This window comes from Streptomyces sp. Y2F8-2 (assembly GCF_014905555.1).
GTDB lineage: Bacteria > Actinomycetota > Actinomycetes > Streptomycetales > Streptomycetaceae > Streptomyces > Streptomyces cynarae.
In genome coordinates this window covers 569,635-584,624 of record NZ_BNGS01000005.1, presented here as the reverse complement: position 1 = coordinate 584,624, position 14,990 = coordinate 569,635, and the positions used below count along the sequence as shown (strand labels likewise).

Annotated in this window: 11 protein-coding genes; 6 read left to right on the top strand and 5 right to left on the bottom strand. The window is 71.4% G+C overall.

What is annotated here, in order from left to right; genetic code table 11:
* Positions 1-30: 30 nt before the first annotated feature.
* From SY2F82_RS20260 to SY2F82_RS20250, 3 genes are read left to right on the top strand one after another with little or no spacing between them, the layout of a single operon-like run.
* On the top strand, positions 31-1,593 hold the full coding sequence (locus SY2F82_RS20260; RefSeq protein ID WP_200420503.1) for a hypothetical protein: 1,563 nt from the start codon (positions 31-33) through the stop codon (positions 1,591-1,593).
* A complete protein-coding gene (locus tag SY2F82_RS20255; RefSeq protein WP_200420502.1) occupies positions 1,593-2,402 on the top strand; it encodes a hypothetical protein in 810 nt (269 codons plus the stop codon). Before SY2F82_RS20260 ends, SY2F82_RS20255 begins: the two co-directional genes overlap by 1 nt.
* Entirely contained in the window at positions 2,399-4,453 is a 2,055-nt protein-coding gene (locus tag SY2F82_RS20250; RefSeq protein WP_200420501.1) for an Hsp70 family protein, read from the top strand. The genes SY2F82_RS20255 and SY2F82_RS20250 overlap by 4 nt, the downstream gene beginning before the upstream one ends.
* 50 nt (positions 4,454-4,503) lie before the next feature.
* Here SY2F82_RS20250 and SY2F82_RS20245 read toward each other — a convergent pair whose 3' ends face one another.
* The 5 genes from SY2F82_RS20245 to SY2F82_RS20225 form a co-directional block, all read right to left on the bottom strand.
* On the bottom strand, positions 4,504-5,649 hold the full coding sequence (locus SY2F82_RS20245) for a substrate-binding domain-containing protein (RefSeq protein ID WP_374707187.1): 1,146 nt from the start codon (positions 5,647-5,649) through the stop codon (positions 4,504-4,506).
* Between the two features lie 52 nt (positions 5,650-5,701).
* The gene (locus SY2F82_RS20240) at positions 5,702-6,781 is read right to left on the bottom strand and encodes an ABC transporter permease (RefSeq protein WP_200420500.1); all 1,080 of its coding nucleotides are present in this window, start codon (positions 6,779-6,781) and stop codon (positions 5,702-5,704) included.
* Positions 6,778-8,445: a sugar ABC transporter ATP-binding protein gene (locus SY2F82_RS20235; protein WP_236041679.1), complete on the bottom strand. Its 1,668-nt coding sequence runs from the start codon at positions 8,443-8,445 to the stop codon at positions 6,778-6,780. Before SY2F82_RS20235 ends, SY2F82_RS20240 begins: the two co-directional genes overlap by 4 nt.
* The gene (locus SY2F82_RS20230) at positions 8,432-11,311 is read right to left on the bottom strand and encodes a SpoIIE family protein phosphatase (RefSeq protein ID WP_374707186.1); all 2,880 of its coding nucleotides are present in this window, start codon (positions 11,309-11,311) and stop codon (positions 8,432-8,434) included. The genes SY2F82_RS20235 and SY2F82_RS20230 overlap by 14 nt, the downstream gene beginning before the upstream one ends.
* 112 nt (positions 11,312-11,423) lie before the next feature.
* Positions 11,424-11,978, bottom strand: a complete 555-nt coding sequence (locus tag SY2F82_RS20225; protein ID WP_236041636.1) for a Gfo/Idh/MocA family oxidoreductase — start codon at positions 11,976-11,978, stop codon at positions 11,424-11,426.
* 501 nt (positions 11,979-12,479) lie between these two features.
* Here SY2F82_RS20225 and SY2F82_RS20215 point away from each other — a divergent pair.
* The 3 genes from SY2F82_RS20215 to SY2F82_RS20205 all read left to right on the top strand — a co-directional run bounded on the left by SY2F82_RS20215 (position 12,480) and on the right by SY2F82_RS20205 (position 14,802).
* A complete protein-coding gene (locus SY2F82_RS20215; RefSeq protein WP_236041635.1) occupies positions 12,480-12,974 on the top strand; it encodes an SH3 domain-containing protein in 495 nt (164 codons plus the stop codon).
* Between the two features lie 226 nt (positions 12,975-13,200).
* The gene (locus tag SY2F82_RS20210; RefSeq protein ID WP_200420497.1) at positions 13,201-14,004 is read left to right on the top strand and encodes an XRE family transcriptional regulator; all 804 of its coding nucleotides are present in this window, start codon (positions 13,201-13,203) and stop codon (positions 14,002-14,004) included.
* A gap of 144 nt (positions 14,005-14,148) precedes the next feature.
* Complete coding sequence (locus SY2F82_RS20205) at positions 14,149-14,802, top strand: hypothetical protein (RefSeq protein WP_200420496.1); 654 nt, start codon at positions 14,149-14,151, stop codon at positions 14,800-14,802.
* The last annotated feature ends 188 nt before the right edge of the window (positions 14,803-14,990 follow it).

Sequence of the window (14,990 nt, the reverse complement as noted above, 5' to 3'; positions counted from 1 at the left end):
ACTCCCGAGCCGATGCGGTTGCCTCCGCGCGTGATCCACGTTCTCCAGCGAGTCGTTGATGAGCTGGGAGAGAGACCGACGCTTGTCGACAGCCTGTCGGAGCGGGCCTCTCTCACCGCGGATCCGCTGCGGGCTGTGGCTTCCGATGCCGTCGAACTGCTGAGCCGGGCTGCGCCTCTGTCCGCCCTGGGGCACCTGCTCGATCTGGCGGCAGGGGGCCTGCCCATTCTCACCGAAGAAGATCGCGTGCGTGCCGAAGCGATCCGCTCCGGCCGCCTCCCGGCGCCGGAGACGCAACCTGGATCCGTCGACGCCTGGCAGCTACACCTGGAAGCCACCGAGGCCAAGGGACGCGCTGTGCTCTCGGCCGCGGCCTGGCAACGGCTCATCGAACGCCTGCCGCTACCAGTCGTCGACGACTTGATCGATCAAGGCACCCTCCGTAGGAACACGGCACCAGACACCTGGCCGGAGCAGACCGACCGCGTGCGGTATGTGATTGCACGCCTTGACCCCGGGCGGCTCAGCGACGCCGATGTGGAAGCCCTGCACTGGTGGGACGAAGCCTGTCGGCGGATTCTTGAGGCTGGCGGTACGGTGGACGCGGTCGACGGGCGGCACGGCGAGTGGAGTCTGCGCTCGGCTCTCCTCAACGGAGAGGTATCCGTGCTGGACGCCGTTCAAGCGTACGGAGACCGGGAACTGCCCCCAGACCTCGCCGATCTGGTCGTGTCCTTGCGGCGCATCCGGCAAGGCGGTCAGGTCGACGGCCGTCTGGGCCGCGACCGGTCGCTCTTCGGCCTGCTGGAGGACTGCCTCCCCGAAGACCGTCTCATTTCCGGGAGCACGCCGTTCCACTATTGGGCGGGAACCCGGCGTCTGTACCAGCTTCTGGACGACATCCACTGGGCCATGGCCTGCGAACCGGAACAGACGGACCATGTGCTGGGTGCCGCCTTGCAACAGGCCGCGACACTGCGCAATTGGGAATCCCATGGAGCCGCAGGCGCGGCGGACCGAGAGGCACGGGCCGTTCAGGCCTACTTGACCTTCCTGCGTGCACGCCCCGGCGACAGTGACCGGCTCGACCGGGGCATCGGTCTCCTTGAAGACGTACTCAAGCGAGGAGGCAGACGGCGTGGCGGAGTGGACGGGACGCAACGGCGGCGCATGAGGGCACTCAGCGACCTCCTGCAGTCCTTGCGGTTCAAGGGCAAGCCGCGAGACGTCCTTAATCCCTACCTCGCGCTGTGTGTCGAACACGGCTCCATTGAGTGGGGGCAGGGATGGCGTGATCTGCGCCGGCAAGTGCCGACTGAACAACTTGAGTACATCAACGGGGCCAAGGACCGTATCCGGCGTATCGAGACGGCACGACGCCTGGGTGAGGAAGCAGAGCCCCTCTACGAAATCCCCTTGGACGAGATGTCCTTGTGGGTGCCCGACGACCGTAGTGAGCTGCTCCAACCCAGGCCGCGGCCCCTTACACGCCGCACCGAGCCCAGTAATGAGGAAGAGAAGTCCTGCACCGCCAGTGAGGCGGCCCGGGAGATCATCGGCCGCTGTGCCGGGAGACTGAGGAACGACCACTGATGCCCGCGAACAAGAAGCCACGCAGGCCCGCGGCCGAACCCCGACGCATCAAGGAATTCGAGGGGGTACGCAGCAAGCCCGCCAGAGGCGGTGGAGGGCGTGCCCGGTTGAACAACAGTGAGGAGGATCAGCCGACTCCTCGACACCAGGGTGCTGATGCCGGGACGCGGCCGGCGGAGCGAGTACGCGACCAAGGCCCCGACAAACGTATCGACGACGCGTCAAGCAATGTTGGCGACGCCGGGCCGCTGGTCGACCCTCGCTCCGATCCCGAGGTGATGTTCCGGATTCTCAGCGAAAAGATCGCGGCAAAAGTAGACCGGGCGGCGATGAAGGCGGGCGCAAGCGCCGCGCAGGAGGTGGGCCGCAGACTCACTGCCGAGTTGGACGCCGCGATCGCGGGAGCCCAGTCGACCGCCGGAAAGATGGGCAGCCTGGTGCAGCAGGCGGTTCAGGCCGCAGTGGACGAGGCGTTGCGCACGGCTGTGCTCAATGCGACGCGTGTGCACGAAGAGCATCTGGCGCAACTGGCGTTGATCGACCGCACGGCCCATACGGCGGAGAACATCGGTGCTGTGAGAATGCGCATCGAGGAGGAGATGCGCCGGTCTGGTCTCACGAGGGTCACCGCTCCGGATCCTGAGTCGTTCAACCTGGTCAACCCCACAGAGCATGCGGGCAGCACGGCGTACGAAGTGCTGGCCCCCGCCTACGCGGACAGCCGTAGCGGCCGCATCATCCAGCGGGGTGAGATGAGACGCATGCCGTCCGCAGCCGTCCCCGTCGCCCAGAGCGGGGAGGACCGATGACCTACGGCATCGACTTCGGCACGAGCAACTCCGTCGTCGCCCGGTGGACCGGCAGCGCAACCGAGGTGGTCCGGGTCGACTCTGCTGCCCTGCCCGCGGAGTGGAACAGGCCGGGCTTCGACGAACTGTTCCCGTCCGTCGTCTCCCTGCGGGACATCCAGCGCACGCTGTGCTTCGGCTGGTCCGCCAAGTGCGAGACGGCCGAGCCGCAGGACGCCGTCAAGCGCATGCTGGCCTCACGGCCGAGGGCCATGGACGAAGGCGACCTCACCCATGCCGGTGCGGTCCCCGAGGAGCACGAAGTGTGGCTCGGCGACGAACCGTTCCGCAGTACGGCCGTGGCCGCCGCGCTCTTCGACCAGATGAGGGCGGGAGTGCGGCGGAACCTCCGCGAGATGGAGGAAGCTGTTGTCACGGTGCCGGCGAACGCCACCGGAGCCGCGCGCTATCGCACCCGGGCCGCGGCGCGACTCGCCGGCATCAAGGTGAAGGCGCTGATCAACGAGCCGACGGCGGCCGCGATCAGCTACGCCCACGACTTCCCCGGCGAAGGCAGGTTCCTCGTCTTCGACTGGGGCGGCGGCACGATCGACGTCACCGTCCTCGAGCACTACGACGGCATCTTCGACGAGATGGCATCGCGAGGCATCACTGCGCTCGGCGGGCTGGAGTTCGACGAGGAACTCGTGAAACTGGTCCTCGCCAAACTCGGCAGCCATCCGGAGAGACTGACCCGGCAGGAGGCGCGCCGCTGGCGACGGCATGTCGAACTGACGAAGATCGTGCTGTCGCAGCCGGACACGGACCAGGTCCTCTTCGAGCCACTAGGGGGCTTTCCATCGGTGGTGATCCACCGGAATGAATTCGAAGAGGCCGTGCGACCGCTGGTGCGCCGGGCGCTTGTCCCGTTGGAGGAGTGCCTGGAGGACGTCGGCCTCACCGCTCATGACCTGGACGCCGTTCTGATGATCGGCGGCACCTCGCAGATCCCGCTCGTGCGGCGGGAGGTCGAGCGAGTCCTGGGGCGAGAGGTGGTCGATGCCCAGCTGTGCAAGCCGATGACGGCTGTGGCCAGGGGAGCGGCCATCACGGCCGCTGAGATCGACGGCCTCATTCCCGATACGACTATCTCGGTGGCTACGAGCCACGATCTCGGTCTGTCGTTTGAAGCGAACGGACGCCGGGGCTTCGCCACCCTGATCCCGCGCTACTCGACACTCCCGGCACGAGGTACACGCAGTGCCATGCCCGCTGTCCGAGGAGCCTCCGAGGTCGTCCTGGAAATCGTCGAAGGTGACGGCAAGCGGGCCGCGGACGACGAGCGGACGTTCCCTCTGGCCCGGCTGCCACTTCCCGTGCCGCAGCCGGAGGCCGAGACTTCGAGCAACGTGTTCGACGTTGACTATCACTACGACCGCAGCGGCATCCTCAAGGTCCATGCCAAGGCGAGGCACACCGGGGCAGTGATCCTCGACCAGGAACTGGACTGTTTCGGCCCGGATGGCACACCCATCGCTCATGGGCTGGACCGGGAGCTCGAACGACTGCAGGAACGCATCGTAGAACCGGCTGCCGGTAGCGCCGTGCCGGTCTCTCCGCTACTCGAGAGACCACTTGGTGATCTGCTGTCACAGGAGGCCCCGGAGGGAGATGAAAAGCCGAGTCTGGTGGTTGACGGTCGCGGCATCATGACTGCCGGCCGTACGGCGGCGTCGCCTCGCCCCCCGAGTGTTCGTTTGCTCGGTTCGGCCCTCACTGCCATCAAACGTCGTTACCCGGACCACCGCGTGGTGACCGTGCTGGGGACGGACATCGTCGATGCGGTCGAGTACGGCGACAAGCACATCGTCGAGCAAGGAATCGCGGAAGGCCTGATCGTGACCGCGCCCTCGGCCTCGCCACAACTGGTGCTCAACGTGGCGCAACAGTTGAACGCCCTCGTGGTGTCGATGGAGGACATGACGCGATTCCGCGTCCCTCATCCCTGGGTCGTGGAGAAGGGGCGGTTCGTGAAACTTGCTCGAGTGGAGCGCAACTGGGTCTTCGTGTAAGGGGCGGGGGTTGGGTTGAACACCCAACCCCGCGGCCTCCGGGCATCGCCCTACCTACCCCAGATCCCCCGATAAGCCTCCCGATACCCCACCGGATCCCACGACGTGGCCCCTCCCGTGTTCCCGGCGGTGGCCACGTGCACCGGAGCCACGTACCCACTCGCCGGCCTCCCCGCGAACGCGCGGTTGAACTCGTCCACGATCTGCCAGCCCTGTTGTGTGAGCGGTTCCGGGACCGTCGCCGCCTGGTAGCCGCCGCTGTTGATGCGCTGGAACGCGGACGGATCCCCGTCTCCGGCGCCGATGTTGAAGGGGGGACCCGAGCCCTTCCTTCCCGCGGCGCGCAGGGCCGGGGCGGCGTCGGCGAAGTAGAGGTCGTTGATGGCCGCCGAGTAGGTCCAGCGGTCGCCCAGGCGGGAGGTCAGCGAGGAGACCTCCTGGGGGACGCGGCTGCTCGCGTCCGGGAGCGGGATGTTCTCGTGGGACAGGAGCCGCACGCCGCCGCACGTGGCCAGTTCCTTCCTGATCGATTCCGCCTTGTGCTTCGCGAACGGGATCGAGTCGTCGGTGAACAGGACGGCGCCCGCCCGGCCGCCGGAATGCGCGATGATCCAGTCGGCCGTGATCCTGGCGACGTCCCCCACGTGCGTGGTGATGTTCGTGAACAGCCTCGGGTTCTCGCTGGGGCCCGGCTTGTCGACCGCGTGCCAGCCGATCAGCGGGATTGCCTCCGCGTTCGCCCTGGACACCTGCTGCGCCGTGGACTTCGGGTCGAAGCCGCCCAGCACGATGCCCGACGGCTTGAGCGCGATCGCCTGGTTGAGCGCCGCCTGGATGCCGGCCGGTGTGCCACCCCCGTCGATCACCTCGAACTTCCATCCGATGGCCTTCGCGGCCTCCCGCGCGCCGTTCGCCGTGCCGGCCACGCCCGGGTTGGTCATCGTCTGCGCGACGTAGATGATGGTCCGGCCGCGTGCCGCTTTCGGGCCGGTCGTGGGACCGTTCCAGGCGGTGTGGGGCTGCTCCGCCTGGCGTACGGCCGACTGCGCCCGGGCGAAGGCAGCCGGGCAGCCGGACATCGACGGCTCGGCGGAGGTCCCGGTGCCCGGCCGCGAGCCGTGTTCGCAGCCGACGACGAGGACGACGACGGCGGCCAGGGCGGCGGTCCCGGCGGCGGTTGCGCGGTTCACGGGCACAGTTTCCCGCTTTCGGGCACGTCACGGGGGTCGCGGAGGCCCTGCGTCCACCTCAAGGGTTCCGCGGACGGCCTTCGCCGGTCGTCGGCGCGGGGCGGCCGTCCGTCGTGGCCGCGCGTAGGCGGCGGCGCGCCGCATAGCCCGCGAGACCGACCGCCAGCAGCAGGGTGCCGCCGTCGAACAGCGGCGTGACCCAGAAGTCCGCGCCGAGCTGCTGGATGCCGGCCAGGCCGATCGCCAGCACCGCGACGGCGACGAGGGTTCCCGCGGCGTTGGCGCGGCCCGGCCTGATGGCGGTCGAGCCGAGGAGCGCGCCGACGAAGGCCGGGAGCAGGTAGTCCATGCCCACGCTCGGGTTGCCCAGCTCTTGCTGCGCCGCCAGGAGGACTCCGGCGAAGCCTACGACCAGGCCGGAGGCGGTGAAGGCGTAGACGCCGTACCGGCGGGTGGGGATGCCGACCAGGTCGGCGGCGCGCGGGTTGGAGCCGATGACGTAGAGGTACCGGCCGAGCGGCAGACGCTCCAGCAGCAGCCAGAGCAGAACGGCCAGTGCCAGGACGTAGAAGGCGGGGAGCGGCAGGCCGAGGAACGTGGCGTCGTAGAGGCCGGTGAACGCGGGCGGCAGGCCCCCCGGGCCGGGGACGATCCGGGCGCCGCCGGTGATCCAGCCGGTGATCCCGTACATCACCGTGCCCGTGCCGAGGGTGGCGATGAAGGAGTTGATGCGGGCGAACTCGACCAGCAGACCGTTGCAGACGCCGACGACCCCGCCGCCTGCGACGACGGCCAGGCAGGCCGCCGGCCAGGGCCAGCCGCCGGCCACCATCAGGTGCAGGACCATCACATGGGCGAGGCCGAGGCCGTACCCGATGGACAGGTCGAACCGGCCGGTGGCGATGGGGACCGTCGCCCCGAGCGCGAGGATCGCCGGCACCGACTGGTTGAACAGGATCGAGGAGACGTTGTCCAGCGTCGGGAACGTGCCCGGCAGGGCGAGCGAGAAGACGAGGAACAGCAGGGCGGTCAGGAACAGCAGGCCGTACGCGCCGATGAGATGGCCCCGCGCACGGACAGGCCGCCACCGGGGCGGGCGGGACGGTCCCCGCGGGGGCCTCGGGGCGGCGCCGGTCATCGTTCCGTCGCCGTCCCGGTGATGCCCGGCATGGCCGACGCCGTGCGGGTCAGTTCCGGGACGGTGAGAGCCGCGCCGGCCAGCTCGGCCGCCACGGTCCCGCGGACGAACACCAGGGCGCGATGGCACACGTCGGCGACCTCCTCGAAGTCCGTGGAGCACAGCAGCACCGCCGCCCCGGCGGTCACCGCCTCCTCGAGCAGGCGGTGGATGGCCGCCTTGGCGCCGATGTCGATGCCTGCGGTCGGCTCCTCGAGGATCAGCAGGCGCCGGCCGAGCCCGAGCCACCGGCCCACCATGACCTTCTGCTGGTTGCCGCCGGACAGGGTGTCGATACGGGCCTCGGTGTCGAGGGGCCGCACCCCGTACCGGTCGAGCAGGGACAGGGCCGTGGCGCGCTCGCGTCGCGGGACGATCCAGCGGGGCGCGCGCGGGCCTTGTGCCCGGGGGTTGGCCAGGAGGTTCTCGCGGACGGTGAGGTCGTGCAGGCAGCCTTCCTCCTGCCGGTCGTCGGTCACGAAACCGACCCCGGCGCCGACGGCGGCGGCGACCGTCCGCGGGTGGTAGGGGTGGTCGTCCAGCAGGATCCGTCCGCTGACGATCGTCCCCGAGCCGGCGAGCGCGCGCCCCAGAGCCATGTGACCGGCACCGGTGAGCCCGACCATGCCCAGCAGCTCACCGGACCGCAGTTGCAGGCTGACCGGCCCCGCGGTCTCGGTGCGGACGTCCTCCAGGCGCAGCACGACCGGTCTGGGGGTGGGGGCCGTCGTGGGTCGGGGGTCGGCCGGTTCGTGGGTGCGGGCCGTCGTGGGCCGGGGGCCGACCGGTCCGTGGGTGGGGGCCGTCGTGGGCGGGTGGACGACTGGTCCGTGGGTGGGGGCCGGCGTAGGCCCGTGGGGCACCGCCGGACCGTGGCCCACGATGTCCTGCACCAGCCGGGCCGGGGGATGGTCCGCGAGGCGGCCCCGGCTGACGACGCGGCCGTCGCGGAGTACGGCGAAGCGGTCGGCGACCCGGTACACCTCGTCGAGCCGGTGGCTGACGTACACGATGCCGTGGCCGCGGTCGCGCAGGGCGTGCAATACGTCGAACAGGCGCGCGCAGTCGGTCGCGGGCAGGCTCGCCGTGGGCTCGTCGAGCACGATCAGCGGGGCTCGGGTGGCCAGCGCGCGGGCGATCGCGACCAGTGAACGCTCGGCCCGGCCGAGGTCGGCGACCCGGGCGTCCGGGTCCAGGTGGCCGGCGACGATCTCCAGGGCCTCCACGGAGCGCTCGCGAGCCCGTCGCCACGAAATCATCCCGAGGCGCCGGGGATACCCGGTGCCCAGCGCGATGTTCTCCGCGACCGTCATCCACCCGACGAGCCCGAGGTCCTGGTGGATGAAGGACATGGCACGCGCGGCGGCCTGCGTGCCGAGTGGGTGTCCGGCCACCGTCACCTCTCCCTCGTCGGCGCGGTGGACCTGGGCGAGCACCTTGATGAGGGTGGACTTTCCGGCTCCGTTGGGACCCAGCAGCGCGAGGACCCCTCCCCGGTGGACGTCGAGGTCGACCGAGTCCAGCGCGAGCGTGCCGCCGAACCGCTTGCCGAGCCCCCGGATGCACAGGAGGGGCTCCGCACCGCTGTCGTTCGCGGCGAAGTCCGGGACGTCATGCGAGGCCAGCGAGGTCCCCCCAGTCCATGTCCGTCGGCGTCGCCTCCGGCAGACCGCCGGACGGCGCCCCAAGTGCGCACTCCGCCCAGATGACCTTGCCCTCGGCGGTGTAGCGGGTGCCCCAGGCCTGGGCGAGCTGCGCCACGAGGAACAGGCCCCGGCCGCCCTCGTCGTAGGTGGCCGCGTGGCGCAGGTGCGGTGCTGTGCTGCTGGTGTCCGCGACCTCGCAGATCAGGGTGCGGTCGTGGATCAGGCGTACGTCGATGGGGCCGCTGCCGTAGCGGACGGCGTTGGTGACCAGTTCGCTCAGCAGCAGTTCCGCGGTGAACGACACCTCGTCCAGGCCCCAGTCGGCCAGGCGGCGGATGACGGCGGCGCGGACGTCCTTGACGCGGCCCGGGTCGGCCGGCAGCGACCAGTCGGCGATCCGGCCGGGGTCCAGGGCGTGGGTGCGGGCCACCAGCAGCGCGATGTCGTCGTCGGGGTGCTCCGGCGCCACCGTGTCCAGGATCGCGCGGCAGGTGTCGTCCGGTGCGCGGTCCGGGTGGGCGAGCGCCCGGCGCAGCAGCTCGAAGGAGGTGTCCAGGTCCCGCCCGCGGTCCTCGACGAGCCCGTCGGTGTACAGCACGAGTTCGCTGCCCTCGGGGAGGGGGATGTCGGTGGACTCGAACGGCAGGCCGCCGAGGCCCAGGGGAGGCCCGGCGGGCAGGTCGGGGAAGGTCACGCTGCCGTCCGGGTGCACCAGCGCGGGCGGCAGATGGCCGGCGCGCGCCACCGTGGCCCGCTGCGAGGTGGGGTCGTAGACGGCGTACAGACAGGTCGCGCCGATGATGCCGGTGGTGGTGCAGGCCGTCTCGTCCCGGTCCATGCGCCCCACAAGGTTGTCGAGGTGGGTGAGGACCTCGTCGGGGGCGAGGTCGAGTTCGGCGTAGTTGCGCGCGGCCGTGCGCAGCCGGGCCATCGTGACCGCGGCGTGCAGACCGTGGCCCACCACGTCGCCGACGATCAGCGCGACCCGGGTACCGGAGAGGGGGATGACGTCGAACCAGTCCCCGCCTACCTCCCACTCGGCGGGCCGGTAGCGGTGGGCGATCTCCAGGGCGCTCTGCTCCGGCAGCCGTTGCGGCAGCAGGCTGCGTTGCAGCGCCAGAACCATGGTGTGCTCGCGGGTGTAACGGCGGGCGTTGTCGATGCAGATCGCGGCGCGGGTGGCGAGCTCCTGAGCCAGGGAGCGGTCGTCGTCGTCGAAGGGCGACGGGGACTGGCAACGGTAGAAGCTGGCGATGCCCAGGACGACGCCGCGGGCGAGCAGCGGGACGGCGATCAGGGAGTGGACGCCCTCGGCGACGAGGCGTTCGGTGTGCGCCGGCTCCTGGGAGATCCAGCCGGTCGAGACCCGCAGATCGGGTACCAGCACGGCCTGCTCACGGTCCAGGCACCGGGACTGGGGCGTCGCGGGGCGCGGGTCCACCCGCTCGCCGACCGCGTAGAAGGGGAGGTCGTCACGGATGCCGTGGCTCACCGCGCGCACCATGCCGGTGCGCGGGTCGGCCGCCTCCTCGCCGCGCAGGACGGCCTCGGGCAGGTCGATCGCGACATGGTCCGCGAGACGCGGTACGGCCATCTCGGCGAGTTCGAGAGCCGTGCGGCGCACGTCCAGGGTGGTGCCGATGCGGGCGCTCGCCTCGGACAGCAGCTCCAGACGGCGGCGCGCCGCGACGGCGTACGTTCCCACGCCGGGCTCCCCGACGAGGACCAGCCGGCCGTCGGCCGTCGTAGGGGCGGGTGCGCTGCGGACGGACTGCTCGTGGGACTGCTCGGGCGTACGGACGGTGATGGGCGGGGCCGTGGTCGCCTGGCCGGACGGCACACCGAGAAGGTGCCGGGGCACCGGAATGACGGATGTGTCCGGCGGGGCGAGGTCGCGCTCGAAGGGCCGGCCGGGGAGGGTGAGCAGCAGCTGCGGCCCGTTCTCGTGCAGGACCGCCTCGACGGCGACGCCCTCCGTGCCGCCGGGGCCGGTCACCACCTGGCTCAGCAGGGTGAGCCGCCGGCCGTCGCAGAGGGCCACCTCGACCGCGCCGCACTGGGCGGCGGAGATCAGCTCGGCGGCCTTCTCCCTGACGATCATCCGGTCGCGCCCGTTCAGCCCGCTCAGGGCCGGCTCGTCCACGCCGATCCCCGCGGCGTCGAGCAGGTGCGCACCGACCGTGGCGCCACGCCGGGCGTCGAGGTACGCCTGGAGCAGGGCACGCTCGCGTGCCGAACTCTGTTCCAGCAGCCGGCGCTCGATCGCGCGGGCGGCCTGGGTGATCAGGGTGTCCATGACCGGGGTGGCGTCGGTGCGGGGGCAGCCGAAGGACAGGACGCCCTCGATGCGTCCGCTGAGCAGGTCCCGGATCGGGATGGCCGAACAGGCGTTGCCCTGCGACCGCTCGGCGAAGTGCTCCGCGCCGTACAGCCGGCACAGCCGCCGCTCCGCCAGGGCGAGGCCGATGCCGTTGGTGCCCGCGACGTGCTCGGCGAACACGAACCCCGGATCGACCTGGAACGGCGGCAGCCTGCGCGGCAGCGACGGTTGCCCGAAGCGGCGCGCGAGCACCGTTCCCTCCCCGTCGGCCAGCCCGATGTTCATCCGGCTGCCGGCGAACCGGTTCTGCAGCCAGTCGAGCACGGGGTCGGCCGCACGGACGAGCTGTACGTCCGTGTCGACGTCCGGCCGGTAGGGGAGCTCGGCCTGGTCGGGGGAGAGGCCGAGCAGCACGGAACGCTGCCAGGAGTTGAGGATCATGCTCCGTACGCCGCTCCCGACGGTCCCGCCCTGCAGGAACCGCTCGCGAACCGGGGCGAGGTCGATGCCGTTGTCCACGACCATGTGCATCACTCCCCTCGCCGGCTCGCCGCTGGGTGCTCCGCCGCCCTCGTTGGAGAACGGCTGGATGCCGTACGTAATTTTAGAACTTATCTTGACAAAAGAGACGAGTTGCTCAATTCGGCCACTCCGTCGTCGACGGGGTCGGTCTGTCCCGTGATGTCCGCGTCGGCGTGACCCTCGATCTCCGCGATGCGTACGGGCTTCTCCCCTCTCCACCGACCGTATGACCGCGAGCGCGATCGTCAGGGCCGCACGGGCGTCCTCCGCCCGTGACCGACGGGGTACGGGCGGTGCGGACGCTGTCGGCGAAGTCGGCCAGCTCCGCGACGTACGCGTCGCGGAAGAGGTCCTGGTCGTAGGTGACGCACTCGGCGGCGATGCCGTCCGGTCCGTGGGTCGTCAGATGGGTGCGGCGCAGGTCGCCCATCGTCAGCATGCCGGCGGAGCCGAGGACCTCGCCGCGCACGTCGTAGCCGTAGCCGGCCTGGAAGCTCGCCTCCGCGGTGGCGAGGGCGCCGTTGTCGAAGCGGATCGTGACGACGGCCGTGTCCAGCAGGCCGCGCTCCTTGAAATCGGGACGGATCAGGGCGTCGGCCCAGGCGAAGACCTCCACCGGCGCGGCCCCCGGGTTGAGGTGGCGCAGGGTGTCGAAGTCGAACCCCGGCACGGGCCGGCGCGACGGTGGTCACCGCGACGGTGCCGCCGGCCGAGCTGTGCGGCTACGCGACCCGCCTGCGCAGCCGCACCCAGGGCCGGGGGTTCCGCCACCCGCCCCGCCGGGTACGCCCCGGCCCCGCACGACACACCGACCCGGTAGCCCGACGACGGTCCCCGGCGGCCCGACGACGAGCCAACCCGTAGTTCGACGACGGCCCCGCCCCGCGCCTGGGACGGGACCGTCCGCACATCTGCACGGTCGAGCGCCCACCACATCCGTACGTCCGCACATGTCCGCACGTGGCCACGCCTGCGTCGCGCAGGCCCCCGCCCCTGCCGTGCGCCGTCGTGTGCGGCCCGCGCTGCGGTGACTCGCCGCCTCCGGTCGTCCCACGGGACGTTTCCCCCATCCCCGGCACAACGGGACGGAATCCCCGGCCGTCCACACGGAAACGCTGGGCGACATGAGATCACGCAGACCGTGATCGGCATCGTCAGCACGGAGGTTCCCATGATTCGCCGGACACTGCAGAGCGGCCTGGTGGCCGCGGTCGCGATGTTCGCGCTGGTGCCCACGGCCGCCGTCGCCGCCGACGGCGGCCGGCCCACCTCGGCGCCGGTCGTGCGGACGGTTCCGCACCGCCCGCACATCCTGCTCCCCGCCCCGGCCCGGCACGTCCCGGCCCGGCACCGCGCGCACCGCTCCACACGGTGCTCCCACCCCGTCCGCCACACCCGGCACGTCACGCGCGTGGTCCACCACCGGCGCCCCGTCCGCCTCGTGGGATACGTCGCCACGCGTCACGCCAGGCTGAACGTCCGCTCCGGTCCCGGCTTCCGCCACCGCGTCGTCGGCCACGCGCACGTCAACGGCCGCCTCGTACTGGTCTGCAAGAAGAACGGCTCGTACGTCTTCGGCAACCGGCGCTGGTACAAGCTCTCGGGCAACCAGGGTTACGTCTCCGCCCACTACGTCCGCATGCGGGGCACCCTGCCCTGGTGCTGACACCGCGACCGCTCTCCCCTCCAAGGGACGGCCTGCCCGGTCACGCACGTGACCGGGCAGGCCGTCGGTGTGCTCCGTTCCGGCTCGCGTTTCGCATTTCTCATACCGGTCCCGATGTGTGGCGGCACCGCACCCCCGGGAACACATTTCACCAACCAGGGCGAACAGCCCAAATAGGATTAGGTGTTGAGGGACAGGTCATGCGACAGCCCCAAGGATCCAGACCGTGAAAGCCGGCGCGGCACGGACGGCGGCGCCCTGCGGCCCCTCGGCCGCACCGCCCGCACAGACGGACGAGGCGTTCGTGACCACGCTGCGCGATCTGAAGGAGCGCACCGGTCTCAGCCTCGCGGCCCTCGCCGCGCGCACCCCGTACAGCAAGTCCGCCTGGCACCGCTATCTCACCGGCGCCCAACGGCCCCCTCGTTCGGCGGTCGAGGCGCTCGCCGCCCTCGCCGGCGCCGACCCCGCACCCGCGTTGGCCCTGTGGGAGGCGGCCGCCCGCCGGCCGCCCGCGGGCACGCCGCCGCACGACGGGCCCCCGCCGCGGACCGCCCGGCCGCGCCGGCTGCCGCTGTCGGCGGTCGCCCTGATCGTCACGGTCACCGCGGTGGCCGTCGCCCTCCTCGCCTCCGACCGCTCCGGTGCCCCGGGCGGACGGCTCGCCGCGGCGTCGCCCCGGTGCCGGGGCGACGCCTGCCAGGGGCAGCTGCCCGACGTGTCCGCCTGCGACCGGGACGCGCAGACCAAGAGCAAGGTCCGCGACACCTCCTACGCGGTGCGCCTCGAGTACTCCGCGACCTGCGGCACCGCCTGGGCCGAGGTCGACGCGGACGCCTCCGACGCCCGCGTCATCTCCGTCCGCAAGGGGCGGGACGTGCTGTCCGCGGCGTATCCGGGAGACGGTTCCGGCGGCTCGGCGAGCCCCATGCTCGCCGTGACGTCACCCGACGACGTGGAGGCGTGCGCCAAGGTGGACGGCAAGCTGGCGTGCACCGGCCTGGACGCCGAGCCGGCCGAGGAGCACTGACCACGTGCCCGAGCCGGCCGCCGCTCCGGGGAATGTACGGTCTCCGCACTCTGCCCCGGCCGCGGGACCTACATGTTGTAGGGTTTGGCTCGTCCGTCCGCCGGTCGGTATCGGCCGGCCCGTTGTGCGCCTATCGGGGGATCTGTGCGGGAGTCCGAGGAGCCGTCACCAGCGGGCGGCCCGATCTTCGAGCGGATGGTGGACCGGGCCCTCGGCCATCCGGGGATCACGGCTGCGATCGGCGTCACCGGTGCGGGACCGACGCGCGAGCAGCTGCGTGCGCGGGCGCTGGAGGCGCGCGACCGTCTCGCCGGGATCGCCGCCGACGAGTACCGCCACTACCTCGCGTTGCGGGCCGCGGCAGCCCACCGTGACAGGCCGGAGGGGGACGGCGACGATCGTATGCAGAAAAGACTGCTGCCGGCGCTCGCGATCCTGGTGCCGAGCCTCGGAGCCGCGGCCACAGGGGTGTTCCTGCTGTGCGGCTTCGGACTGCGGGCCTTCGCCGTGCGCCCGCACATCGGCGACGGGCTCGTGATGTCCGGGGTGATCGCCGCCGTCGTGACGGCGGGAGCGGCCCTCGGGGACCTCGCCTGGCTTCTGGCGGCCCGCGCCCGGACCCGCCGCGACGACGGCGAGGACCCCATGGACCGCGATCCCCGGGTGCGCCGGGCCCGCGAGGTCTGGGAGCGCGCCCTGCTGGAGCGGGCGATCATACCGTTCCTGCTCGAACACGCGAACCTCGAACGCGCGGGGCTGGAGCACGCCGAGAAGAGAGCACCCTGGGTGGCCCCGTAGACTTCCAGGGGTTCCCGTACGGGTGAACCTGTCGGCCCCCCGGCGGCCGTCCCGCCCCACCCTTGCCGGGTTCGGGGGGAACCGGATCGTCCTTGCCGGACTCCTACCCTAGGAAAAGCCACCGTTACCCCTACGAAATGTAGGGTCGATGCGAGTGCTTCCGTCCACGCCGGTCGCTCCGGCCTCTC

Excerpts from the sequence above, each read along its gene's own strand:
- SY2F82_RS20215 (WP_236041635.1), top strand. The coding sequence starts at position 12,480 with ATGATTCGCCGGACACTGCAGAGCGGCCTGGTGGCCGCGGTCGCGATG.
- SY2F82_RS20230 (WP_374707186.1), bottom strand. The coding sequence starts at position 11,311 with ATGGTCGTGGACAACGGCATCGACCTCGCCCCGGTTCGCGAGCGGTTC.
- SY2F82_RS20240 (WP_200420500.1), bottom strand. The coding sequence starts at position 6,781 with ATGACCGGCGCCGCCCCGAGGCCCCCGCGGGGACCGTCCCGCCCGCCC.
- SY2F82_RS20255 (WP_200420502.1), top strand. The coding sequence starts at position 1,593 with ATGCCCGCGAACAAGAAGCCACGCAGGCCCGCGGCCGAACCCCGACGC.
- SY2F82_RS20250 (WP_200420501.1), top strand. The coding sequence starts at position 2,399 with ATGACCTACGGCATCGACTTCGGCACGAGCAACTCCGTCGTCGCCCGG.